At 39.3% G+C, this 24,730-nt stretch carries 19 protein-coding genes; 8 read left to right on the top strand and 11 right to left on the bottom strand.

Features of this window, described 5'->3' with window-relative positions; all coding sequences use genetic code 11:
* Nucleotides 1-2 precede the first annotated feature (2 nt).
* The 8 genes from rsmG to rpmH form a co-directional block, all read right to left on the bottom strand.
* Nucleotides 3-623 (bottom strand): 16S rRNA (guanine(527)-N(7))-methyltransferase RsmG, encoded by a 621-nt coding sequence (gene rsmG / locus I6E85_RS17615; RefSeq protein ID WP_007585988.1) that lies wholly within the window; start codon nucleotides 621-623, stop codon nucleotides 3-5.
* A gap of 15 nt (nucleotides 624-638) precedes the next feature.
* Nucleotides 639-2,528 (bottom strand): tRNA uridine-5-carboxymethylaminomethyl(34) synthesis enzyme MnmG, encoded by a 1,890-nt coding sequence (mnmG, locus tag I6E85_RS17610; RefSeq protein WP_010555145.1) that lies wholly within the window; start codon nucleotides 2,526-2,528, stop codon nucleotides 639-641.
* Between the two features lie 428 nt (nucleotides 2,529-2,956).
* Nucleotides 2,957-3,406 (bottom strand): FMN-binding protein MioC, encoded by a 450-nt coding sequence (mioC, locus tag I6E85_RS17605; protein ID WP_024591277.1) that lies wholly within the window; start codon nucleotides 3,404-3,406, stop codon nucleotides 2,957-2,959.
* Nucleotides 3,407-4,512: 1,106 nt separating this feature from the next.
* Nucleotides 4,513-5,877, bottom strand: coding sequence for a tRNA uridine-5-carboxymethylaminomethyl(34) synthesis GTPase MnmE (gene mnmE / locus I6E85_RS17600; RefSeq protein WP_007584209.1), 1,365 nt, complete (start codon nucleotides 5,875-5,877; stop codon nucleotides 4,513-4,515).
* A gap of 135 nt (nucleotides 5,878-6,012) precedes the next feature.
* Nucleotides 6,013-7,650, bottom strand: coding sequence for a membrane protein insertase YidC (gene yidC / locus I6E85_RS17595; RefSeq protein WP_024591278.1), 1,638 nt, complete (start codon nucleotides 7,648-7,650; stop codon nucleotides 6,013-6,015).
* A gap of 8 nt (nucleotides 7,651-7,658) precedes the next feature.
* Nucleotides 7,659-7,934, bottom strand: a complete 276-nt coding sequence (yidD, locus tag I6E85_RS17590) for a membrane protein insertion efficiency factor YidD (protein ID WP_008138026.1) — start codon at nucleotides 7,932-7,934, stop codon at nucleotides 7,659-7,661.
* Between the two features lie 129 nt (nucleotides 7,935-8,063).
* Nucleotides 8,064-8,486 carry a ribonuclease P protein component gene (gene rnpA / locus I6E85_RS17585; RefSeq protein WP_007584204.1) on the bottom strand — a complete coding sequence of 141 codons (423 nt, stop codon included), beginning with the start codon at nucleotides 8,484-8,486 and terminating at the stop codon, nucleotides 8,064-8,066.
* Between the two features lie 7 nt (nucleotides 8,487-8,493).
* Nucleotides 8,494-8,628 (bottom strand): 50S ribosomal protein L34, encoded by a 135-nt coding sequence (rpmH, locus tag I6E85_RS17580; RefSeq protein ID WP_004335215.1) that lies wholly within the window; start codon nucleotides 8,626-8,628, stop codon nucleotides 8,494-8,496.
* A 518-nt stretch (nucleotides 8,629-9,146) separates the two neighbouring features.
* Here rpmH and dnaA point away from each other — a divergent pair.
* The 7 genes from dnaA to I6E85_RS17545 all read left to right on the top strand — a co-directional run bounded on the left by dnaA (nucleotide 9,147) and on the right by I6E85_RS17545 (nucleotide 18,843).
* Nucleotides 9,147-10,535 (top strand): chromosomal replication initiator protein DnaA, encoded by a 1,389-nt coding sequence (gene dnaA, locus I6E85_RS17575; RefSeq protein ID WP_010555148.1) that lies wholly within the window; start codon nucleotides 9,147-9,149, stop codon nucleotides 10,533-10,535.
* Nucleotides 10,536-10,548: 13 nt separating this feature from the next.
* Nucleotides 10,549-11,652 carry a DNA polymerase III subunit beta gene (gene dnaN / locus I6E85_RS17570; RefSeq protein ID WP_004335206.1) on the top strand — a complete coding sequence of 368 codons (1,104 nt, stop codon included), beginning with the start codon at nucleotides 10,549-10,551 and terminating at the stop codon, nucleotides 11,650-11,652.
* Nucleotides 11,653-11,667: 15 nt separating this feature from the next.
* Nucleotides 11,668-12,762, top strand: a complete 1,095-nt coding sequence (gene recF, locus I6E85_RS17565) for a DNA replication/repair protein RecF (RefSeq protein ID WP_008138030.1) — start codon at nucleotides 11,668-11,670, stop codon at nucleotides 12,760-12,762.
* Nucleotides 12,763-12,774: 12 nt separating this feature from the next.
* Nucleotides 12,775-15,201, top strand: coding sequence for a DNA topoisomerase (ATP-hydrolyzing) subunit B (gene gyrB / locus I6E85_RS17560; protein WP_008172005.1), 2,427 nt, complete (start codon nucleotides 12,775-12,777; stop codon nucleotides 15,199-15,201).
* Between the two features lie 142 nt (nucleotides 15,202-15,343).
* Nucleotides 15,344-16,246 carry a glycine--tRNA ligase subunit alpha gene (gene glyQ, locus I6E85_RS17555; RefSeq protein ID WP_007584197.1) on the top strand — a complete coding sequence of 301 codons (903 nt, stop codon included), beginning with the start codon at nucleotides 15,344-15,346 and terminating at the stop codon, nucleotides 16,244-16,246.
* 2 nt (nucleotides 16,247-16,248) lie between these two features.
* Nucleotides 16,249-18,318, top strand: coding sequence for a glycine--tRNA ligase subunit beta (gene glyS, locus I6E85_RS17550; RefSeq protein ID WP_024591279.1), 2,070 nt, complete (start codon nucleotides 16,249-16,251; stop codon nucleotides 18,316-18,318).
* A gap of 75 nt (nucleotides 18,319-18,393) precedes the next feature.
* Nucleotides 18,394-18,843 carry a hypothetical protein gene (locus I6E85_RS17545; RefSeq protein WP_024591280.1) on the top strand — a complete coding sequence of 150 codons (450 nt, stop codon included), beginning with the start codon at nucleotides 18,394-18,396 and terminating at the stop codon, nucleotides 18,841-18,843.
* An 86-nt stretch (nucleotides 18,844-18,929) separates the two neighbouring features.
* Here the strand turns inward: I6E85_RS17545 and tusA are convergent, their stop codons facing one another.
* Entirely contained in the window at nucleotides 18,930-19,169 is a 240-nt protein-coding gene (tusA, locus tag I6E85_RS17540) for a sulfurtransferase TusA (RefSeq protein WP_024591281.1), read from the bottom strand.
* A gap of 153 nt (nucleotides 19,170-19,322) precedes the next feature.
* Between tusA and I6E85_RS17535 the strand changes: the two genes are divergently transcribed.
* Entirely contained in the window at nucleotides 19,323-21,287 is a 1,965-nt protein-coding gene (locus tag I6E85_RS17535) for an RNA-binding domain-containing protein (protein WP_024591282.1), read from the top strand.
* 76 nt (nucleotides 21,288-21,363) lie between these two features.
* Here the strand turns inward: I6E85_RS17535 and fadA are convergent, their stop codons facing one another.
* Together fadA and fadB are read right to left on the bottom strand one after the other, a co-directional pair.
* A complete protein-coding gene (gene fadA / locus I6E85_RS17530; protein WP_007584192.1) occupies nucleotides 21,364-22,533 on the bottom strand; it encodes an acetyl-CoA C-acyltransferase FadA in 1,170 nt (389 codons plus the stop codon).
* Between the two features lie 4 nt (nucleotides 22,534-22,537).
* Nucleotides 22,538-24,697, bottom strand: a complete 2,160-nt coding sequence (gene fadB / locus I6E85_RS17525; RefSeq protein WP_024591283.1) for a fatty acid oxidation complex subunit alpha FadB — start codon at nucleotides 24,695-24,697, stop codon at nucleotides 22,538-22,540.
* Nucleotides 24,698-24,730 lie beyond the last annotated feature (33 nt).

The following is a 24,730-nucleotide window of genomic DNA, read 5'->3' as shown; positions in this document are numbered from 1 at the left end:
CCCTAGTCTTTAGAAAGAATAATTAAATGTCGTTGTGCATCTAAATTAGGTACTTCTAATGCAATTTTTTGCTCAAACTTAACGCCTGCAGGTAGTGACTCTAGCTCTTCGCTAGGGAACACGCCTTTAAGTGCTATAAATTTACCCGAATGATCGATTAAGTGCGAACACCAGTCAACCATATCTTGTAATGAAGCAAAAGCACGACTTAGTACGCCGTCTAATTTAACACTTGGTTGATATTCTTCAACTCTTGACTGAACCGGGGTTACATTATCAAGACCAAGCTCATGTTTAACATGCATTAAAAATCGTACACGTTTACCTAAGCTATCTAATAACACAAAATGTGTATTAGGTAATGCAATTGCTAATACGATACCCGGTAATCCAGGACCCGTTCCAACATCAATATAATGATGACCGGGTAAGTGAGGCGCAACAACTAAGCTATCCATAATATGCTTAATCATCATTTCTTCAGGTAAGCGTACTGAGGTTAAGTTATAAGCCTTATTCCACTTATTCAATAACTCGACGTAACGAACTAGCTGTTGCTGTTGTTTTTCTGTTAGCGCAATATCAGTTTGCGCTAACAATGTAGTTAATTGTTGCTGTAACACTATGTACCCTTACCGTTACGCGGATTTGCGTAATAAGCCTTGCTTCTTCAGATACACTAATAATAGCGAAATCGCCGCTGGGGTGATACCAGAAATACGCGATGCTTGACCAATAGTGTCAGGACGCGACTCAATAAGCTTGGCAACTACCTCATTTGACAAACCAGATACGGTTTTATAATCAAACTCTTTTGGTAAAATTGTTTGCTCATGACGAAGCTGTTTGTTGATCTCATCTTGTTGACGCGCAATATAACCTGCGTACTTAGTATGGATCTCAACTTGTTCAAGTGCCGCTTTATTTGTAAATTCAGATCCTAATCCTTCTATAGCCATAAGATCGTTATAACGAATCTCTGGGCGACGAAGTAATTCTTCTAAACTTGCTTCACGTGTAAGCGGTGTTTTCAGTAATGCATTTACTTGTTCTACAACGGCGTGATCTTTGTGAATCCACGTATCTTTGATGCGTTGCTTCTCTTTTTCGATTACTTCCATTTTTTCGTTAAATGCCTGCCAGCGTTCGTCATTAACCAAACCTAGCTCACGGCCCTTTTCAGTTAAACGAATATCAGCATTATCTTCACGAAGTAATAAACGGTATTCGGCACGACTGGTAAACATACGGTATGGTTCTTTTGTACCCAGTGTTGCTAAGTCGTCGATTAATACACCCACGTAAGCTTCATCACGACGTGGTGTCCAAGAATCTTTGCCTTGCACTTTTAATGCAGCATTCATACCAGCAATTAAGCCTTGTGCCCCAGCTTCTTCATAGCCGGTAGTACCGTTAATTTGACCTGCAAAAAATAAACCTTCAATAAATTTAGTTTCTAAAGATTGTTTTAAATCACGTGGATCAAAGTAATCATATTCAATTGCGTAGCCAGGTCGACAAATATGTGCATTTTCAAAACCTGTAATCGATTGCACGATTTCAAGTTGTACATCAAACGGTAAACTAGTCGAAATACCATTTGGGTATAATTCGTATGATGTTAAACCTTCAGGCTCAACAAATATTTGATGTTTATCTTTATCTGCAAAACGAACAATTTTATCTTCAATTGAAGGGCAGTATCGTGGACCAATACCTTCAATAACACCTGAGTACATAGGTGAGCGATGTAAGTTTTTACGAATAACATCATGTGTTTTTTCGTTTGTGTAAGTTATGTAACACGGTATCTGTTGTGGGTGATCTGATTGTTTACCCATAAACGAAAACACAGGAGTTGGTGTATCACCTGGCTGTGCTTCCATTTTTGTAAAATCAACAGTACGTGCATCAATACGTGGAGGTGTACCCGTTTTTAAACGATCAACTCTAAATGGATGTTCACGTAAGCGATCAGCTAAAGCGATTGAAGGAGGATCGCCTGCACGACCGCCTTTATAATTTTCTAAACCAATATGAATTAAGCCGCCTAAAAAAGTACCCACGGTTAAAACAACACTTGGTGCACTAAAACGTAAACCCATTTGAGTTACTACGCCAGTAACACGATCGTTTTCAACAATAAGATCATCACATGATTGTTGAAAAATCTTAAGGTTATCTTGGTTTTGTAATGTTGTTTGAATAGCCGCTTTGTACAAAGCGCGATCTGCTTGTGCTCGAGTAGCACGAACAGCAGGTCCTTTTGAAGAATTTAGTGTACGAAATTGGATCCCGCCTTTATCAATGGCCTGTGCCATTGCACCACCAAGCGCGTCGATCTCTTTTACCAAATGACCTTTGCCAATCCCACCAATTGCTGGGTTGCAAGACATTTGACCAAGGGTATCCATATTGTGAGTCAGTAGCAGGGTATTCATCCCCATACGGGCAGCTGCTAATGCGGCTTCAGTGCCAGCATGTCCACCACCTACTACGATAACGTCAAAATTTTCGTGAAAAATCATTAATGGGATCCTACTTAAATCAAACCGGTAAACTTCAAAAGGGAGCGTATTCTACCTAGAAATTGGCAGAAGATAAATGATTAAACAAAGGGCAAGATCTAAGTATGTGATCTCTAATAATATAAAGGATCTTTTAAAGAGATCTTTTATTACTATTACTACTACTGATCGACTTTTCTGTTGATAAGGTTTAGATCTTCATTTAAAACATGAAATTAGATCAGATCTAAAGGTGTTAATATGATCGGATCATCCAGCAAATAAGCTCTGATCAAAAAGGCACTTTATGCACAGGGTTGAATCAGTTGGATCTTATCCAATGGATAAGCATGCTTTAAAACGCAGTTTATTCAATCTTTATCCACAAAACCTATTAAATTATTAGTAAATTGTGGGTAACTTTATATATAACTTTTTACTTGATCTATCTATTTTATGCCTGTTTGAGCTATCCAAGAGTCTAACCATGTTAATGCAGTGTCTTCTGGTAGTGCTTCATCGAGAATATTAAGCTCTAAACGTTCTGCTACTTTTATAGCGCCTTTTTGAGTTAATAAGGCATCTATATTACGTCCTGCTAGGTTATAAGTGTCATAACTAGTGTCGCCTAAAGCGATTACTGAATATTTTAATTCAGATAAATCATCTGCTTGAGTTACATCTTCAACAAAACTAATAAGATTTTCAGGGTAATCACCTGCACCATAAGTTGATGTGCAGATTAACCAAATGGTATTTTGCTGATCAATATCGCTAAATTCAGGTTGATCATGTAGTTGCGTAGTAATACCAAGGTTATTAAGCGCGTCGCTTAATTGCTCTGCAACATACTCGGCTGATCCCATTTGGCTGCCGACAATAAGATTTACTGAACTCATGAATATTAGTGATCACATTGGTTATAATTGCCGCCTATGATAACTGAGTGAGGATAACAGTAAAGTTAAGAGTGCTTTTTTGTATAACTATTTTTGCGGTAATTTTACACTCATTCAAAATTGTGTCTTTAAGTTGTTGATAATATAGTGTTTAACAAATTATCTTTAAATGTAATCTTCTGATCAAGTTGTTGATAACAGTGGGGAAAGCTCTGCTTAAACTGTTTTTTTAGGTTGTTTTATATTCGCTAAGTTATTGATATTACTTGTCAGTAAAAAATTAAATTGTAAATATCTCAATTAAAAATACATGTTGATCATAATGTGGATATAAAGCCTGTTGATAACCTTAAATTTAGATCGAAAATAATTTTTAAAAATGATCTAATAAAGCAGATCTAATGAAATTAATTAAAAATAAGTTCATAAATAGATAAATTACAATTGATCATGAGGTTTTTGCGACTGATTTACCTAGTTTTGGTATTTATTTGAGCTGAAAATTAGGTATTGTGGATAAGTGATCTCGGTATTTTTAATTTTATGCGAATTTAGAGCTGCTATTTTTATTAATTTTGCTGGTGGAGTTAGCAGATCAAAAGTTTTGAATACTTAACAGTTGAGTTATTTTATTTAAAAATCACGGTGATTATCAAATTATATGTTGTCAAAAGTAAGCTTTTTAGAGTACTAATCAGTGTTTTTTAGCTCTTTAATTGAGCGAATAGCATTATTTTTTGCGTGTATGAGGTGTGTTTTAGTGCATTTTTGTGAGCTAAAGTAAGTATAAGGAAGCCATTTATAACTACTTTTTGTATGACATATAATGCTATTAAAGCGTGCGGTTGTTTGAAAAGGCATCGGTTTTAGCCTTAATAATAGGTGTAATTTGTGCTATTAATTCCTCCAATAAGCACTCTCAGTATTGCCTACTCTATATAATCTGACCTCTCTTAGCACGTAACAAAGGTAGTTTTGGATATGATTTTATTGGCAGTAATTTGCAGGCATCAGGTGTATAAATACATATTTTACAGCAGAATATTTTACATAAAAAAAGAGCACCTAAGTGCTCTTATAATAAAAATATATCTGTAATAGGGTGTTTATTTACCAATACAAAACGAGCTAAATATTTTGCCAAGTAAGTCGTCTGAGGTAAATTCACCGGTTATTTCATTCAAATACTGCTGTGTTAAACGCAGTTCTTCAGCGAGTATTTCACCAGCAATGTGCATTTCTAACTGTGTTTTACCCGTTTCTAAATGATACGCAGCACTTTCTAGTGCATCCAAATGACGACGGCGCGCCATAAAGCCACCTTCTGTTGCACCTTGAAAGCCTATACAAGCTTTTAAATGCTCGCGAACAAGTTCAATACCGTCAGCATTTTTAGCACTTAAGCTGATAACCGGGTATTGTTGCTCTTGCTCCATTCCGACTATGTCGCCCGATAAATCAGCTTTATTTCTGATGACCGTAACCCCCATACCTTCTGGTAATTTTGCCATAAATTCAGGCCAAATTTTGTGCGGGTCAGTATCTATAGTATCAGTGCCATCAAGCATAAATAAAACGCGGTCGGCTTGGTTTATTTCATCCCATGCACGCTCAATACCTATTTGTTCTACTCTGTCTGGGCTTTCACGAAGGCCTGCTGTATCTATAATATGCAGTGGCATACCATCTATATGTATATGCTCTCGTAGTACGTCGCGAGTGGTACCGGCTATTTCTGTTACGATTGCGGCTTCACGACCGGCTAGAGCGTTAAGCAGGCTTGATTTACCCGCATTAGGGCGACCTGCAATAACAACACGCATACCTTCGCGCATGATGCTGCCCTGCTTGGCTTGGTTGGTTACAGTGTTAAGCTGAGTAATAATCGCGTCTAAGTCGCCTGACACTTTACCATCTGATAAAAAATCAATTTCTTCATCAGGAAAATCTATTGCCGCTTCTACATACATGCGTAAGTGAATTACTTTTTCTACGAGTGTTTCTATGTGCTTAGAAAATTCACCTTGGAGAGACTGTAGGGCGCTTTTAGCGGCTTGCTCGCTAGTGGCATTAATTAAGTCGGCGATAGCTTCTGCTTGTGTTAAATCAAGCTTGTCATTCATAAATGCGCGCTCAGAAAACTCACCAGGCTTTGCTAAACGAACGCCCTCTATTTTACTAATTTCTTTAAGTAACATGTCTAGTACTACAGGACCGCCGTGGCCTTGTAATTCAAGTACGTCTTCACCAGTAAATGAGTTAGGACCTGCAAAGTAAATGGCAATACCTTGATCAAGTTGCTCGCCAGCAAGGCTTTTAAATGGCACATAATCGGCGTAGCGAACTTTAGGTATTTTACCTACTACTTTTTCGGCGACACTTTTAGCAAGGCTACCTGAAACGCGAATAATACCAACACCACCACGTCCAGGTGCTGTTGCTTGTGCTGCAATTGTATCTTGATTGATCATGCTATTAATTTGCCAACGATGAGTAACTTTATGCCCGTATTGTAACCTATCGATTTATTTGTAGCGAATAGCTGTGGTGAAAAACAGGCAATAAAAAAGGCGACCGAAGTCGCCTTTATATAAGTAGGAGCTTAGTTAGCCTCTTACTTTAATTCCTTTCTTTTCCATGCCACGGTAGATGATTAACATCTGGACAATAGAAATAAGGTTAGACACTAACCAGTAAAGAACTAAACCAGATGGGAACCATAAGAAGAATACAGAGAAGATAACCGGCATAAAGGTCATCATTTTTTGCTGCATTGGATCAGTAACCGTCATAGGTTGTAGCTTTTGCGTCACAAACATACTCGCACCAAATAATATTGGCAATACGTAGTACGGGTCTTTCGCAGAAAGGTCAGTTAACCAAAAAATGAATTCAGCATGGCGAAGTTCAGTAGACTCTAAGAATACGTAGAACAAGGCTAAGAAAATTGGCATTTGTAGCAAAATAGGGAAACAGCCACCCATTGGGTTAACTTTTTCTTTTTTGTACATTTCCATAGTTGCTTGGCCGAACTTTTGACGGTCATCACCAAACTTTTCTTTAAGGGCTGCCATTTTAGGCTGTAGGGCACGCATTTTTGCCATTGAAGTGTATTGCGCTTTAGTAAGTGGGTACATTAACGATTTAACGATAATAGTGATGGCAATAATTGCTACACCCCAGTTACCTAAAATGCTGTGTAGCCATTTTAGCAATACAAATAAAGGTTGCGAGATAAAAAATAACCAACCGTAATCTACGGTTAGGTCTAGGTCTGGGTGAATCGCTTCAAGAATATCTGACTCTTTCGGGCCCATATAATAAGTAGCAGTTAGTATTTGCTCACTACCAGCTTGAATATTTACAGCGGGATCTTTAGCACCAATAATAGCGGCATTACTTTTTGTAATTAAGCTATAAAGTGTATTTGATTGGTCCTGCATTGGAACCCAAGCACTTACAAAGTAATGTTGAATAAAGGCAACGTAACCACCTTGTGTGCTTTTATTTAGGTTTTTATCAGCCATATCTGAAAAACTATACTTTTCGTATTTTTCTTCATCAGTACCGTATGCAGCACCTAAATAGTTTTGATCAACCATACTACCTTTTTCTTGTACGGTACGCTTAATTTGCGTGTATAGCTGTACTTGAAGAGGTGCGCTGGTAGTGTTGTTAATTTTGTATTCTAAGCCTACGTCATACTGACCTTTTTTGAATACATACGTTTTAGTAAAACTAACACCATTACTATCAGTAAACTGAAGTGGAACGCGAAGCTCATCACCCGTTAAGGTATATGATTTTTGTTCGGTACTATAAGTAGGGCGACCATTAGCTGATCCGTCAGGGCCATTTAAACCAATTAAGCCACTTTGTGAAAAGTATTGTTTGCCACCATCAAGCTGACCAAGAAGCATATAAGGCGTGTCACTGCCTTTTGTCTCTTCGTATTGAAGAAGGTCTGTTTCAACAATGTCACCGCCTTTGGTGTCAATTTTAACTTTAAAAACGTCAGTTGTAATTTCAATAACTGAACGCTTAGCTAAAGTTGCTGAAGCAGGTAACTCTGAATCTGACGATGAAGGAATATAATCATCCGACTCTGGTGAATTTGCTTGTAGTGTTTGTGTTGTGGCACTTGGATCGACTTTAGGCTTGTTGTAATCATTATCCCATTCTTGGAACAATAAAAACGACACTAGCATTAGGCCAATTAATAAAAACGTGCGTTGCGATTCCATAACAGCTCTTATTTCTCGTGTTGGTGGTTAATATGGGTTAATTTTTCAGGAACGGGGTCGTCTCCGCCTGAATGTAAAGGATGGCATTTTAATATGCGTTTTAAAGCTAACCAACTACCTTTTACCGATCCATGCAATTTAATTGCTTGAATAGCATAACTAGAACAGGTTGGATTAAAACGACAATGCGGACCTAACAGCGGGCTAATCCACTTTTGATAACCGCGGATAAATAACACTAAACAAAAAGTTGGTAAAGCAACAAGTGGTTTAAGTAACCTCATGATGTTTATGCCCCTACTTAAGTTTAGTGAGATAGATATCATGTATTTAAAGACTCAATTAGAAAATTTAAATGCATGATTAAAAGGTGAGCTAAAGATACATTAATTAACCCTGCAATTCTATTGCAATTAGGTTTGTTTGTTAGATTTAGCTGATTTGTTTGGGCGTTTCTTAAAAGGTGGCGGTTTAGGTGCACCTGGTTTACAGCGTTCGTTAATTTTTCGCCATAATTTAGTAAGTTGTTTGGTTATTTCTTCATTAGACTGCTCATCAATACCATTTTTAACCATAAGCACAATATCAATATTATCGATGCTGTGTTGATTTAAACGAAAACTTTCGCGAGCGAGACGTTTAATACGGTTTCGTTGGCATGCCTTTTTTACACGTTTTTTAGCAACAGTAAGACCTAACCGAGGTTTTTCTTGGTCATTTGGTTTAGCTAATAGAGTAAAGAAAGGAGTTGCAGCCCGAGCGGGTTCATTAAATATGCGAGAGTAATGCGAGGGAGTTAACAGACGTAACTCCCTGCCAAAGCTAAAGTCTTCCACTTATAAATTAAGCAGAAAGAACTTTGCGGCCTTTAGCGCGGCGACGTGCTAATACTTTACGGCCATTTACAGTTGCCATGCGAGCACGGAAGCCGTGTGCACGTTTGCGTTTTAAAACGCTAGGTTGAAAAGTTCTTTTCATAACAATCTCATCCGATCGGTTAAAGTTAAAACATCCTATACAGGTCGCGATCCTGGCATAGGTGCCATTGCGAGCGCGAGATATTATAGAGTAAGTAATGTAAAGTCAATCATAATTACGTTAAGGGTATATAACCCACCTACTACTATATAAGAGATCATATAAGGCGATCTGTTAGGATCATCATAAATAAGAAGTTTTCCACAGCCCCTGTATAAAAAGTGAATAAAAGCGGGGGAAAAGTAAATTGGATCGTAAATTTGGTTCGCGATCTTGATGTTATTTTGTTATGATCTCCTCTCAGGATCTAAAATAAAAACTGTTTTAAATCAGCTTGTTAATGATTTTATACATCGATATCAACAATTTTATAAAAATCAATCTTTTACTTGTGGATAAAGTGTCTTCATAATACGCGGTCTTGGGTCGCTTATTGGACCATTTGAACGCAATAAATGTATGATTTATAATCATTAATGATGTGCGGGAATAAAAATTATATCTCTGGGAGTTTAACTGTGTATCTGTCGGTTTGGCAAAGTTGTTTATATGTATTGCAAGATGAGCTGCCTTCGCAGCAATTCAGTATGTGGGTAAGACCGCTACAAGCAGAAAGTACCGAAGATACCTTGACGATTTATGCACCTAATCGCTTTGTGCTTGATTGGGTGAGAGAAAAGTACCTAAATAGAATTAACGAATTACTAGTAGAGATTTGTGGTGTTGAAGCACCAAAACTACGTTTTGATGTAGGTAGTAAACCTTTATTAAATGCACAAGCTGCACCGGTTATAGAAACTCAATCGGCACCAAGTGCACACGCTTCAGCAAAACAACAGCCTCGCGAGCAAAAGCCAGTTGTTGAACCTGCACCTAAGTCAGGTTACAAATCTAACATTAAAGAAAACTATACTTTTGATAGCTTTGTTGAAGGTAAATCAAACCAATTAGCAAAAGCTGCGGCCACACAGGTTGCCGACAATCCTGGCTCTGCTTTTAACCCTGTATTTATATACGGTGGCACTGGTTTAGGTAAAACTCACTTATTACATGCAGTAGGTAATGGCATTATGGCAAATAAGCCAGATGCTAAAATTGTTTACATGCATTCAGAACGCTTTGTTCAAGACATGGTAAAGGCACTTCAAAATAATGCGATAGAAGAATTTAAGCGTTATTACCGTAGTGTTGATGCATTAATGATTGATGATATTCAATTTTTTGCTAACAAAGAGCGTTCACAAGAAGAATTTTTTCATACCTTTAATGCATTGCTTGAAGGCAACCAACAAATTATTTTAACCTCTGACCGTTACCCTAAAGAGATTGAAGGCGTTGAAGACAGGCTAAAATCACGTTTTGGTTGGGGATTAACAATTGCGATTGAGCCACCAGAGCTTGAAACACGCGTTGCTATTTTAATGAAAAAAGCCCAGCAAAGTAAGATTAACTTACCACACGAAGTTGCTTTTTTTATTGCCAAAAAATTACGTTCAAATGTTCGTGAACTAGAGGGTGCACTTAACCGTGTAATCGCTAATGCGAACTTTACCGGTCGTCCTATTTCAATCGATTTTGTAAAAGAAGCGCTACGCGATTTACTTGCCTTGCAAGATAAACTGGTTACCATAGACAATATTCAGCGCACTGTTGCTGAGTACTATCGAATTCGTATATCAGACCTGTTATCTAAGCGCCGCAGCCGCTCTATAGCGAGGCCGCGCCAAGTAGCTATGGCGTTATCTAAAGAATTAACTAATCACAGCTTACCTGAGATTGGTGACGCATTTGGTGGACGCGATCATACGACCGTATTACATGCATGTCGTAAGATAAAATCACTACGTGACGAAAGCCACGAAATTAAAGAAGATTACCAAAACTTAATAAGAACATTGTCATCTTAGGGCTGACTTTATTATGCAAATAACAATATCAAGACAACAATTTTTAAAGCCATTGGTGCAAGTGTCGGGCGCAATAGAGCGCAAACACACGTTGCCAATTTTATCTAACGTTTTGTTAGTGGTAGAAAACGGACAACTTTCAATGACGGGTACTGACCTTGAAATTGAATTAGTTTCTGGCGTATTTGTAGGTGATGATATTGCCGATACAAAACTAACGTTACCCGCTAAAAAGTTACTCGATATTTGTAAAAGTCTACCAGATGGTTCAGACATTACTTTAAGCTTGCAAGAGCATCAATTACTTTTAACCAGTGGTAAAAGCCGTTTTTCATTAACGACTTTATCGGCTGATGATTTTCCTAATTTAGAGCAGTGGGACGGAGAGGTTGAATTTCAACTAACTCGTTTAGAGCTTCGTAAGTTACTCGAAAGCACGCATTTTTCGATGGCAAATCAAGACGTACGTTATTACTTAAATGGTATGTCGTTTGAAGTAGATAATACCGACATAAAAACAGTAGCAACAGATGGTCACCGTTTAGCTATAGCACAAAAGCAATTAACGCAATCGCTTAATACGCAGCGCCAGCTAATTATACCTCGCAAAGGTGTGCAAGAAATTATGCGCCTTATGGTAGCTGACGATGAATTGGTAACAATTCAGTTTGGTGCTAACCATATCCGTATTATTGATATTGAGTTTACATTTACAAGTAAACTGGTTGATGGGCGTTTTCCAGATTACCGTCGTGTATTACCACGTGGTGGCGACAAAGTAATTACAGCTAACCGAGAATGGTTACGTAATGCGTTCCAACGAGTGTCTATTTTATCTAATGAAAAGTTTCGTGGCGTACGCTTAAACTTATCAAATGGTTTATTAAAAATTACGGCCAACAACCCAGAGCAAGAACAAGCTGAAGAAGTTGTTGAAGTAAGTTACGAAGGTGCTGACCTAGAAATAGGGTTTAACGTGTCTTACGTATTAGACGTACTAAACACATTAAAAACAGAAGACGTACTATTTACATTAGCCGACTCAAACAGCAGTGCATTAATTGAAGGTGCAGGCGATGAAGAAGCAATGTACGTTGTTATGCCTATGCGTTTATAAGACTATAAATACATAATGAGCTTAAGTCATTTGAGCCTCAAATATTTTCGTAATATTGAGGCGCTGACGCTAGAACCAGTTAACGGCGTTAATATAATATATGGTGAAAATGGCAGCGGAAAAACCAGCCTTTTAGAGGCTATCTATTACCTTTCTCACGGCAAATCTTTTCGTACTCCAAAACACAAAAGTATTATCGCGCATCAGCAAGAGCAGTTTGTAATTCACGGGCGCAAAACAATACACGACTTATCTATTCCAATTGGTATTAGTAAAACTCAAACGGGTGAAACTAATTTAAAAATTCAAGGTAAGGCGAGCCGTAAAATATCCGAACTAGCTCAACTCATGCCAGTGCAAATTATTACACCAGAGAGCTATTCTTTATTTTTTGGTGGGCCTAAAGAGCGCAGAAAGTTTTTAGATTTAGGTTTGTTCCACGTGGAACATGAGTTCTTTTTTTTATGGCAATCGTTTAATAAAGTACTTAAACAACGTAATGCATTGTTAAAAACTAAGCCCAAGAATTATTTTGACCAAATTAAGTTTTGGGACAAAGAATTTGTTAGACTGGCTGAAGAAATAAATAAATTAAGATTGGCGTATATAAGTAGGTTTAAGCAGCAGTTTTTTGATAAAATGTGTGCAGAATTAACGCTTGTACGTGATTTAGAAATGACCTTTAACGCAGGCTGGAAAGAGACCGAATCTCTTGCAGATGCGTTAGAGCAAAACTTTGAGCGAGATGCTCGCCAAGGATTTACAAGTAAAGGCCCTCATAAGGCCGATTTTAGTTTTAGTGTCGCTGGCAACAGTGTGGAGAATACATTCTCACGCGGTCAATTGAAGTTACTATTATATGCGTTAAAAGTTACGCAAAATAGCTTAATTGAGTCAGAGACAGATAAGCAATCTATATTGCTAATAGATGATCTACCTTCAGAGTTAGGCGAAGATACAAAAGAGAAAGTGGGACAATTACTTGCTCACTGCAGTTCTCAAATTTTTATCTCTTCAATTTTGTCTGAAAGTATTTCTGCTGTGGTGGAACCCATGCAACGAGAACTACAAATGTTCCACGTGAAACATGGCAACCTAATAACAAGATAAGTGGGATTAACCATGTCTGAGAATTATGACTCGTCGAGTATTAAAGTACTTAAAGGATTAGACGCAGTAAGAAAGCGTCCTGGAATGTATATTGGGGACACCGATGATGGCACAGGCTTACACCACATGGTGTTTGAGGTCGTTGATAACTCGATCGATGAAGCCTTAGCAGGTCATTGTGATGATATTTATGTAACGATTCACTTAGACGGTTCTGTCTCAGTACGAGATAACGGTCGTGGTATTCCAACTTCTATCCATGAAGAAGAAGGCGTATCAGCAGCCGAAGTTATTATGACGGTACTTCATGCCGGTGGTAAGTTTGATGATAACTCTTATAAAGTATCTGGTGGCTTACACGGTGTTGGTGTTTCTGTTGTAAATGCACTTTCAGAAAAGCTAAAACTTACAGTTCGCCGTGAAGGTAAACTTCATGAGCAGTTTTACACTATGGGTGTTCCAGATGCACCTTTAGCTGTTATTGGTGAATCAGACACGACTGGTACAGAACTGCGTTTTTGGCCAAGTGGTGAAACATTCACAAACTTAGATTTTCATTACGAAATTTTAGCTAAGCGTTTACGCGAGCTTTCATTCCTAAATTCAGGTGTGAGCATCATTTTAAATGATGAACGTGAAGAAAATAAATCTGACCACTTTAAATACGAAGGCGGTATTCAAGCTTTCGTTGAATACTTAAACCGTAATAAAACACCTATACATAAAGGTGTATTCCATTTTACTCACGAACGTGAAGAAGATGGTATTAGCGTTGAAGTATCAATGCAGTGGAATGATGCATACCAAGAAAATATTTACTGTTTCACAAATAATATTCCACAACGTGATGGTGGTACTCACTTAGCCGGTTTTAGATCAGCGCTAACACGTACACTTAATAACTACATGGAAAAAGAAGGCTTTAACAAAAAAGCTAAAACAACCAGCAATGCTACCGGTGATGATGCCCGTGAAGGCTTAACGGCTGTTGTTAGTGTTAAAGTTCCTGATCCTAAGTTCTCATCGCAAACTAAAGACAAGCTTGTTTCAAGTGAAGTTAAGTCTGCAGTTGAACAAGCAATGGCTGAAAAATTCACTGAGTTTTTATTAGAAAACCCAACTGATGCCAAAATTGTTGTAGGTAAGATTATTGATGCCTCACGTGCTCGTGAAGCGGCGCGTAAAGCCCGTGAAATGACACGTCGTAAAGGTGCAATGGACTTAGCAGGCTTACCTGGTAAGCTAGCTGATTGCCAAGAAAAAGATCCTGCCCAATCTGAACTATATATAGTGGAAGGGGACTCTGCTGGCGGATCAGCCAAGCAGGGACGTAATCGTAAAAACCAAGCTATTCTTCCGCTTAAAGGTAAAATCTTAAACGTAGAAAAAGCACGTTTTGATAAAATGTTATCTTCACAAGAAGTAGCAACACTAATTACTGCATTAGGGTGTGGTATTGGTCGTGACGAATATAACCCTGAGAAATTACGTTACCACCGTATCATCATCATGACCGATGCGGACGTGGATGGTTCTCACATTCGTACGTTACTATTAACATTCTTCTATCGCCAAATGCCTGAAATTGTAGAACGCGGCTATATTTACATTGCTCAACCACCACTTTATAAAGTGAAAAAAGGTAAGCAAGAGCGTTATATTAAAGATGACCCTGCATTAGTTGAATACCTAACATCGCTTGCTCTTAATGGTGCAGCGTTGTATGCAAGTACAGATGCACCAGCTCTTGAAGGTGAGGCACTAGAAGAAATCGTTCACGATTATCAAAACACAGTTAAAGTAATTGAGCGTTTAAAGCGTAAATACCCTAACACGGTAATGGAACGCTTAATTTATCAAACAGAATTGAAAACTGATGACCTTTCAGATGAAGCTAAAGTAATTGCTTGGACTAAAGTGTTGGTTGACGACCTGATTGCACGTGATGAAGATGCGACTATTTTCCATGCTGGTACAGAGCATGATGCTGAGCGTAATATGTATTACCCGGTTGTGAATATTCGTCAGCACGGTGTAGATAAAGCACACGTACTTCATTATGACTTTATTGCGTCACGTGACTACCAACGCATTGCTGTGACTGGTACTAACATCGCAAACATCCTTAGCGAAGGTGCATATATTCAACGTGGTGAGAAAACAAAACCTGTTGATAACTTTGTGGATGCTTTGGAATGGTTGATCACAGAATCGAAGCGCGGGATCTATATTCAACGCTATAAAGGACTGGGCGAAATGAACCCAAGCCAGCTTTGGGAGACCACAATGGATCCTAGTGCTCGCCGTATGTTACAAGTAACGATCGAAGATGCTGTTGGCGCGGATCAATTATTTGCGACCTTAATGGGTGACCAAGTAGAGCCTCGTCGTGAGTTTATTGAAAAGAACGCACTACGTGTAGTTAACTTAGACGTGTAAAAAATATTGCTTACATAGAAAAAGGAGCCTAATGGCTCCTTTTTTATTTTCTTCAATTACACAAACTGCTTAAAACCTGAGTGTACACACGGTATACTAAGGGTAATTTTCACGCTACTTCTTAGATAGTAAAAAGCCAAATATGCAAAAATATGACGTAAAAACCTTTCAAGGTTTGATCCTGGCTTTACAGGATTATTGGGCGCAGCAAGGCTGTGTCATTATTCAACCACTTGATATGGAAGTGGGCGCAGGGACATTTCACCCGCAAACTTTTTTAAAGTCTATTGGTCCAGAGCCAATGGCGAGTGCATACGTGCAACCGTGTCGTCGTCCTACCGATGGTCGCTACGGTGAAAATCCAAATCGCTTACAACACTACTACCAATTTCAGGTAGTTTTAAAGCCATCGCCAGATAACATCCAAGAGCTTTATTTAGGCTCTTTAGCGGCTATGGGTATCGATACACTAACTCACGAAGTTCGCTTTGTAGAAGACAACTGGGAATCACCTACGTTAGGTGCGTGGGGCCTAGGTTGGGAAATTTGGTTAAACGGCATGGAAGTAACGCAGTTTACCTACTTCCAACAAGTTGGTGGTATTGAGTGTTCACCAGTAACGGGTGAGATCACTTACGGCCTAGAGCGTTTAGCAATGTACATTCAAGGCGTAGATAGTATTTACGACTTAGTATGGGCAGACGGTCCACTAGGGCGCGTAACCTACGGCGACGTGTTCCATCAAAATGAAGTAGAGCAGTCTACTTACAATTTTGAACACGCAAACGTAGAAGACTTATTTGCTCAGTTTGATAAATGTGAAGCAGAGAGCCAAAAGTTAATTGAAGCAAACTTACCACTACCGGCTTACGAGCAAGTAATGAAAGCATCGCACGCATTTAACTTACTAGACGCACGCCACGCAATTTCGGTAACCGAACGTCAACGTTATATTTTACGCGTTCGTGCGTTATCAAAAGCGTGTGCACAAAGTTACTATGACAAACGCGAAGCGCTTGGTTTCCCGCTGTGTAAGGATAAGTAAGTATGTCAGCACAAAATTTATTAGTAGAAATTGGCACAGAAGAGTTGCCACCAAAAGCACTGCGTAAATTAGCAGAAGCTTTTGCTGCAAACTTAACTGCAGAGCTTGAAACACTAGAGTTAGCACATCAAGGCGTAAGCTGGTATGCATCGCCTCGTCGTTTAGGTTTACAAGTAAAAGCGCTTGAAGCTAAGCAACAAGACAAAGAAGTTGAAAAACGCGGTCCAGCAACTAAAGCCGCATTTGACGGTGACGGTAACCCAACAAAAGCAGCAATGGGTTGGGCACGTGGTTGTGGTATTGAAGTAAAAGATGCACAAACACTCGAAACAGACAAAGGCGCATGGTTATTGCACATTGCTAAAGTAGCAGGGCAAGAAACTAAAACGCTAATGACAGGTGCAATTACTAAAGCGTTGGCTAAATTACCAATTCCTAAACCAATGCGTTGGGGCGCGAATAAAACACAATTTATTCGTCCTGTGCATACGGTAACTATTTTGTTTGGTGATGAGTTACTTGAAGGTGAGATCCTTGGTAAGAAAATAACTAACCAGCTTCAGGGTCATCGTTTTCACCACCCAGAAAAAATTAGTATAAACCATGCAGATGACGTTTTTGACGTACTTAAATCTGCTTACGTTATTGCTGATTACGAACAACGTAAAGCGCAAATTCGTATACAAATAGAAGAAGCTGCAAAAGCAGTTAACGCTATTGTTGCTATGGATGAAGATTTACTAGAAGAAGTAACATCACTTGTAGAGTGGCCAGTTACTTTAACGGCAACATTTGAAGAAGCATTTTTAGATGTACCAGCCGAAGCGTTAATCTATACCATGAAAGACGATCAAAAATACTTCCCGTTATTAGATCAAAACGGCAAACTTTTAAATAAATTTTTGTTTGTATCTAACATAGAAAGTAAAGATCCAAGTGTGGTTATTTCTGGTAACGAAAAAGTAGTGCGCCCGCGTTTAGCCGATGCACAGTTCTTCTTTGAAACAGATAAAAAGAAAACTCTAGAAAGCCGACTAGAATCGCTTGATAGCGTATTGTTCCAAAAGCAACTTGGTACGCTTAAAGATAAGTCTCAGCGCATTAGTGAGCTTGCGGGTTATATTGCTGAGCAATTAGGTGCTGATAAAGACCTAGCACAGCGTGCAGGCTTATTAAGTAAAACTGACCTAATGACTGAAATGGTAATGGAATTTACCGACGTGCAAGGTGTAATGGGAATGCATTACGCTCGCCACGATGGTGAAGCCGAAGATGTAGCCTTAGCGCAAAACGAGCAGTACATGCCACGCTTTGCAGGCGACAACTTACCTACAAATTTAATTAGCTGCGCAGTAGCGATTGCTGATAAGTTTGATACGCTGGTGGGTATTTTTGGTATAGGCCAAGCACCTAAGGGTGACAAAGACCCATTTGCTCTTCGTCGTGCTGCTATTGGTGCACTTCGCATTATGGTAGAAAAAGAACTACCACTTGATATTTTAGACCTAGTAGCTAAATCGCAAACATTGTTTGGCGACAAGTTAACTAACTTAAATGTATCAACTGACGTATTTGAATTTATGCTAGGGCGCTTCCGTGCGTGGTATCAAGACGAAGGTATTGAAGTAGACGTAATTCAAGCAGTGCTTGCACGTCGTCCGACTAAACCTGTTGATTTTGATCGCCGTGTTAAAGCCGTAAGCCACTTCCGTACATTAGACGCAGCAGAAGCGCTTGCAGCAGCTAATAAGCGTGTAGGTAATATTCTGGCTAAAAACGACATTACCAGCCAAGGTAGTGTTGATGAGAGCTTATTAAGCGACGACGCTGAAAAAGTATTAGCATCACAAGTAGCAAAATTTGCCACTGACCTTGCACCACTTTACGCAGATGGAAACTACCAAGAAGCATTAAGCCAATTGGCAGGTATTCGACAAAGTGTTGATAACTTTTTTGACAACGTAATGGTTATGGCCGACGATGAAGCAGTTAAGCAAAATCGTCTTGCGCTATTAAGCCAGTTAAGCGGATTGTTTTTAGGTATTGCAGATATTTCTGTTTTACAAAAATAACACCGATTAGCAATTTTAAAAGCCAGCGTTTTGCTGGCTTTTTAGTTTTCACTGTATGCAAAGGAAACCCCATTGATGATTTCTATGAAACGAATTTTAACCTTAGCAATTGCTGGTTTACTTACTGCCTGTACAAGCCAAATTTCGATTAACGATGTATTGCCACAGCAAGAACTTGATCGCACAATTTACTTACGTGGCGACTTTACACTGTGGGATGCAGAGCCCCAGTATCAGTTTGCGCCAGTTGGACCAGCGCTTTATCAAGCACAAGTGAAATTTTCGACGCCTGGTAAAGTGTACGAATTTAAAATAGCAGATGCCGATTTTAGCGAAGGTTATAACTGTGGTTATAGCGACGCACAACCAGCAGGGCAAAGCTTAACACTCGGCCAGCCAGCTATCGCAGACTGTAATACTATTTATAACTACTTTAGTTTCACACCAGCAATAAAAGGCACGTACATAGTAAGCATTGATTACAGCGACTACGACAGGCCACAAGTGACGATAACTAAGAAGTAACAGCTATAAATGGAAAGTTATCAGCAGATTGAATTTAGAAACACGTTAGATAAGAGTTAGTACAAATTCCTGATAGTTGATAGAGGTTACAACCCTTTCTTGACGACATATCTATATGGTGTTTCGTCCGCATCTTTAGCTACCAGAGTGTGGTCCATAAACGTACAAAAACTTGGAATATCTCGGGTAGTTGATGGATCATCAGCGGTTACTAATAGCGTCTCACCATCGCTCATTTTACGGATGGCAGCACGTACCATCATCACAGGTTCTGGGCAACGAAGGCCTATGGCATTTAATTGATGATCGGTGTTATCAAAGCTCATGGTTAGCTTATTAGTTAGAGTAAGGAATAATATGGCGTCTATTCTAGCTTTGATATATAAATAAATAAAGCTGTACCAGAATTGTTCCTAATATAAACTTTGCTTTTAATCTACTAAGAGCAGTGTAGATAATTTAGAAAAGAATTGAGATTTATGTTCCAGATTACTGATGAAGAGGACTTACAGGCACTTTCTGAGTCTGAAGAGTTAGAGTTTAAATTAGCTCAGGGTAAAGATGGTAAAGGAAAATTACCAGATGACTTTTGGCCGACTTATAGTGCAATGGCTAATAGTCGCGGTGGTTATGTTGTATTAGGGGTAAGAGAGAGAAAAGGCTTATTGTCCATCGCTGGTATCCAAGATATAGCTCTTGTTCAAAAACAGTTATTTGATATTGCAAATAATAAAGCGAAAGTTAATATTAATTTATTATCAAATGATGATACCCAGCAAATTACAATAAATAATAAAAATTTATTAATTGTAAAAATACCCTCGGCAAAACGAGAGAGTAAGCCTATTTTCTTGAATAATCAGCCAATGAAAGAAACTTATGTTCGATTACACGAAGGTGATCATCGTTGTGATGAAGAGCAAGTTAAAAGAATGATGGCTGAACAGGTTGAGAGTTGTAGAGATGATAAAATTTTAAAAGGGTTTAACTTCGATGATATAGATTTAGATAGCTTGAAGGCTTATAAAAATTTATTTTCAGTAGCCAAGCCGCAACATACTTGGTTGGAGTTAGATCTTTTTGAAATGTTTAAGAAGTTAGGTGGTTGGAGAAAAGATAGATCGTCAGAAGAGGAAGGTATAACCCTGGCTGGGATTTTAATGTTTGGTACGTGGGAGGCTATTCAGGAAGCGATGCCAAACTACTTTGTTGATTACCGTGAGCGAGATGAAGCAAATACAGAGCGCTGGATAGATAGGCTTTATCCTGATGGCTCTTGGTCAGGCAATATTTTTGACTTTTACAGGCGAACTTATAGAAAGCTAACTACTGAACTTAAAGTTCCATTCGACCTTCAAGGTGGAGTTCGTCTTGATGATTCTAAAGCGCATGAAGCAATTCGGGAAGCCTTGGTAAATACACTTGTTCATGCCGATTATACTGGTAGAAGCTCTATTTTAATTGTTAAACGCCCCGATTTATTTGGTTTTCGTAATCCAGGTCTAATGCGTGTGCCTCCTGAGTTAGCTGTGAAAGGTGGTGAGAGTGACTGCCGAAATCGTAGGATGCATCAAATGTTCTTAATGATAGGTGCAGGCGAACGTGCCGGTTCAGGTGTTCCAAAAATATATAGTGGGTGGAAATGGGCTAATTGGAGAACACCAAAACTTTATGAGAAGCATATTCCATCAGAACAAACTCTGCTGGAACTGTCTACGGTCAGTTTGATTCCAAAAGAAATAACAGAGCTCTTAGCTTCTTTGTTTGGAGATGCATTTTATTCTCTTAATGAATTAGAGCAAATGATTGTAACAACAGCTGCTATTGAAGGTTGGGTGAACCATGAACGCTCCTGTCAACTCACAAGCAAACATTCAAGAGATGTAACTTTAGCATTACCACGATTGGTAGATAAAGGTTTCTTAGTTTCAAGTGGAGAAAAGAAAGATAAATCCTATAGCTTACCGGGAATGGAGCTACCATCACCAGAAGATGTATTCACAAATACGTTAACCCAGTTTAATAGGTTAACGCATAACGTAGATAACTTAACGCATACCGTAGATAACTTAACGCATAAGGGTTCCGAATTAGATAAGAGCCCTGTTAAGAGAGATGAAAAAGGAAGGTTTATCAGTGAGATGATAGATAAGCCATTTGTTGATAAGTTAGATACTTTAACTGAGTTTTATAGGGCTGAGCTTAACGCATTAGGGGCTACAGCTAGAGAGCAGAGGCGTTTAGATGTCGATACTATGAAGCAGATAATATGTAGGTTATGTAAAGGGCATTATATATCAGTCTCAGTATTAGAAGCTTTACTTGATCGCAAACCTCAAAGTTTAAGACAGAACTATTTAAAACCTATGGTTTCAGATGGAGTTCTCAATATGGCATTTCCATATAAGCCTAACTCTCCAATGCAGGGATATACAACAAGCTAGCTAATAAAAAAGGCGAACTGAATAAAATCAGTCCGCCTTTTTAATCACCAAGATGGTTTTACATGTTTAAAACTAATTAGTCTTGAACACGTTCAAATACAGTGGCAATGCCTTGGCCTAAACCAATACACATAGTTGCTAAACCGTATCGTACATTTTTGTCTTCCATTAAGTGAATAAGCGATGTGCTAATACGCGAACCCGAACAACCCAGAGGGTGACCAAGTGCGATTGCGCCGCCATTTAAATTCACTTTTTCGTCAACAACATCCATTAACCCTAAATCTTTCATTACAGGTAATGATTGTGCTGCAAAGGCTTCGTTAAGTTCTACTACGCCTAGGTCATCAATTGTAATACCGGCTTGAGCAAGTGCTTTTTTACTTGCTGGTACTGGGCCGTAACCCATAATTGATGGATCGCAACCAGCGACTGCCATTGCTTTAATGCGCGCACGAATTGGTAAGCCAAGTTCTTTTGCTTTTTCTTCGCTCATTACTAACATTGCAGATGCGCCGTCAGAAAGTGCAGAAGACGTACCGGCTGTTACCGTGCCCGATGCAGGATTAAATACAGGGCGAAGCTTTGATAGGCCTTCTACTGTTGTTTCTGGGCGAATTACTTCGTCGTCTTCAACTAATATAAGCGAACCATCTGCTGCGTGACCTTCCATTGCTAAAATTTCGCGACGGAAACGGCCTTCAACAGTTGCAGCTTGTGCACGTTGATGTGAGCGATAAGCAAATTCATCTTGTTGCTCACGGCTAATGCCATGAAGTGTTGCAAGGTATTCTGCTGTTAAACCCATTGAGCCCGATGCTTGTGCAATCGTTGTTGCAAGGCCAGGGTGAAAGTCGTTGCCGTGAGTCATAGGTACGTGACCCATGTGCTCAACACCACCAATTAGGTAAGTGTCGCCAGCGCCTGTCATTATTGCGCGTGCAGCGTCATGCAATGCTTGCATTGACGATCCACATAAACGGTTAACCGTTACAGCAGGTACGCTGTGTGGGATACCTGCAAGTAATGCTGCGTTACGTGCTACGTTAAAGCCTTGCTCTAATGTTTGCTGTACACAACCCCAATAAATATCGTCAATTGATGCTGGATCAACTGCTGGGTTGCGATCAAGTAAGCCTTTCATTAAATGTGCGCTTAAGTCTTCAGCACGTTTATGTTTGAATACACCACTTTTAGAGCGACCCATTGGTGTGCGGATACAATCTACAATTACTGGATTATTCATGATATTAACCTTCCACCTTATAGAAAACACGACCTTCTTCGGCCCACTTGCGAGTTTGCTCAGATACTTGGTAAATCGCACCTAGGTGAGCGTATTTGTCTGCTGCTGCAACAAAGTTAGCTAAACCAGTTTGATCTAAGTAACGGAACGCGCCGCCTCTAAATGGAGGGAAACCAACACCGTAAACTAATGCCATATCTGCTTCTTGCGGTGAGGCAACTATGCCTTCTTGCAAACACAGTAGCACTTCGTTAATCATTGGAATCATACAACGGTCGATGATTTCTTGTTTATCAAATTCTTTTGGTGCGTCTGTAATTGGGCTTAGTAGCTCAACTGCTGTCTCGTCATGAGACTTTTTAAGACGACCGCGACGATCTGTTTCGTATTTGTAAAAACCGGCTTTGTTCTTTTGACCAAAACGTTTTTCGTTGGCAAAAATAGTTACAGGGTCTTTATCAGCACGCGCCATACGCTCAGGGAAACCGTCAGCCATTACGCCAGTACAATGGAACGCTGTATCAATACCTACAACATCAAGTAAGTAAGCCGGACCCATAGGCCAGCCAAATACGTTTTCCATTACTTTATCTACTTTTGCAAAGTTAGCGCCTTCAACCACTAATTTGCTAAAACCTGCAAAGTAAGGGAATAAAACACGGTTTACAAAAAAGCCTGGGCAATCGTTAACAACAATTGGCGATTTACCTAATTTAAGTGCGTAATCAACTACTGCATTAATTGTTTTATCTGAGGTTTTTGCGCCACGGATAATTTCTACTAATGGCATTTTTGGCACAGGGTTGAAAAAGTGCATACCACAGAAGTTTTCTGGCTTATCTAGCGCTTGTGCTAGTAAATCAATACAAATAGTTGATGTGTTTGAAGTAAGTACCGTACCTTCTGGCATGGTCTTTTCAAGATCAGCGAGTACTGCTTGCTTAACTTTAGGGTTTTCTACAACGGCTTCAACAATAATGTTGGCACTTTGTAGGTCTGACGCGTTAAGTGTTGGCTTAATTTTGCTAAGTGTTGCCAACATTTTTTCCATTGGCATGTGGCCACGCTTAACTTTTGCGCCTAATAACTTAGACGCTTCACCCATACCTAAATCAAGCGCATCTTGTTGGATGTCTTTCATTATAATAGGTGTGCCTTTATAAGCAGACTGGTATGCAATACCGCCACCCATAATACCAGCCCCTAATACAGCGGCTTGTTTAATTTCTACATCGCTTTGTTTAGCAAATTTACGTGCTTTACCTTTAATGTATTGGTCAGCTAGGAATATACCTGTCTGTGCAGCTGCTTCTGGTGTACGTGCTAATTTAGCAAAGTTAGCATTTTCGATTGCCATTGCTTCATCGCGAGTACAGTTTGCCGCTGCTTTAATAGTACGTACAGCCATAACCGGTGCAGGATAGTGGCCTTTGGTTTTACCCATTACCATACCTTCTGCCATAGCAAAGCTCATGCCTTGCTCAACACGGTTTAATTTAAGTGGCTGTAGTTTTACGTTACGTTTTGCTTGCCAATCTAGCTTGCCAGAAATCGCTAGCTCAAGTGTTGATACACTTGACTCTAAAAGTTTGTCAGCACTAACTACCGCGTCAAACGCACCTACTTTAAGGGCATCTGCTGCGCGGTTTTCTGCGCCTGAGGTAATCCACATCATCGCGTTATCGGCGCCAATGATACGTGGTAAGCGCACTGTGCCACCAAACCCTGGCATTATGCCAAGTTTAACTTCTGGTAGGCCCATTTTAGCTGTTTCGCTTGCCACGCGATAATCGGTAGCAAGTGCCCACTCACAACCACCGCCAAGTGCCATACCGTTTATAGCGCTTAGAGTTGGGAATGGTAAATCTTCGATTGCATCAAAAACGTCGGTTGCGTTTTTGATCCACACTACTAATTCTTCTTCAGGTTTAGTAAATGTAGGTAAAAATTCGAAGATATCGGCACCAATAATAAAGTGGTCTTTATCACTGGTAAAAATCATGCCTTTGATATCAGTATTGGCAGCTAATTCTTTTAATGCTGCTGCGCAATCTGAAAGAGTTTTTTGAGATAATGTGTTTACAGAACCTGCAACACAAAACTTAAACTCGGCGATGTTTTCCTTTAGGAAGCTAACTTCAAAGGAATCGCTTTTATATAACATTATTATTCTCCCTAGTTGACGAACTAAGACTGG

It is taken from the genome of Pseudoalteromonas sp. NZS71, assembly GCF_015864715.1.
GTDB lineage: Bacteria > Pseudomonadota > Gammaproteobacteria > Enterobacterales > Alteromonadaceae > Pseudoalteromonas > Pseudoalteromonas arctica.
The sequence above is the reverse complement of the archived record's forward strand: the minus strand, read 5'-3'. Positions and strand labels throughout refer to the sequence as shown.

Bases quoted from the DNA above. Each gene is read 5' to 3' on its own strand.
- mnmG (WP_010555145.1), bottom strand. From the start codon at position 2,528: ATGATTTTTCACGAAAATTTTGACGTTATCGTAGTAGGTGGTGGACAT.
- mioC (WP_024591277.1), bottom strand. From the start codon at position 3,406: ATGAGTTCAGTAAATCTTATTGTCGGCAGCCAAATGGGATCAGCCGAG.
- mnmE (WP_007584209.1), bottom strand. From the start codon at position 5,877: ATGATCAATCAAGATACAATTGCAGCACAAGCAACAGCACCTGGACGT.
- yidC (WP_024591278.1), bottom strand. From the start codon at position 7,650: ATGGAATCGCAACGCACGTTTTTATTAATTGGCCTAATGCTAGTGTCG.
- yidD (WP_008138026.1), bottom strand. From the start codon at position 7,934: ATGAGGTTACTTAAACCACTTGTTGCTTTACCAACTTTTTGTTTAGTG.
- rpmH (WP_004335215.1), bottom strand. From the start codon at position 8,628: ATGAAAAGAACTTTTCAACCTAGCGTTTTAAAACGCAAACGTGCACAC.
- dnaN (WP_004335206.1), top strand. From the start codon at position 10,549: ATGCAAATAACAATATCAAGACAACAATTTTTAAAGCCATTGGTGCAA.
- recF (WP_008138030.1), top strand. From the start codon at position 11,668: ATGAGCTTAAGTCATTTGAGCCTCAAATATTTTCGTAATATTGAGGCG.
- gyrB (WP_008172005.1), top strand. From the start codon at position 12,775: ATGTCTGAGAATTATGACTCGTCGAGTATTAAAGTACTTAAAGGATTA.
- glyQ (WP_007584197.1), top strand. From the start codon at position 15,344: ATGCAAAAATATGACGTAAAAACCTTTCAAGGTTTGATCCTGGCTTTA.
- glyS (WP_024591279.1), top strand. From the start codon at position 16,249: ATGTCAGCACAAAATTTATTAGTAGAAATTGGCACAGAAGAGTTGCCA.
- I6E85_RS17545 (WP_024591280.1), top strand. From the start codon at position 18,394: ATGATTTCTATGAAACGAATTTTAACCTTAGCAATTGCTGGTTTACTT.
- tusA (WP_024591281.1), bottom strand. From the start codon at position 19,169: ATGAGCTTTGATAACACCGATCATCAATTAAATGCCATAGGCCTTCGT.
- I6E85_RS17535 (WP_024591282.1), top strand. From the start codon at position 19,323: ATGTTCCAGATTACTGATGAAGAGGACTTACAGGCACTTTCTGAGTCT.
- fadA (WP_007584192.1), bottom strand. From the start codon at position 22,533: ATGAATAATCCAGTAATTGTAGATTGTATCCGCACACCAATGGGTCGC.
- fadB (WP_024591283.1), bottom strand. From the start codon at position 24,697: ATGTTATATAAAAGCGATTCCTTTGAAGTTAGCTTCCTAAAGGAAAAC.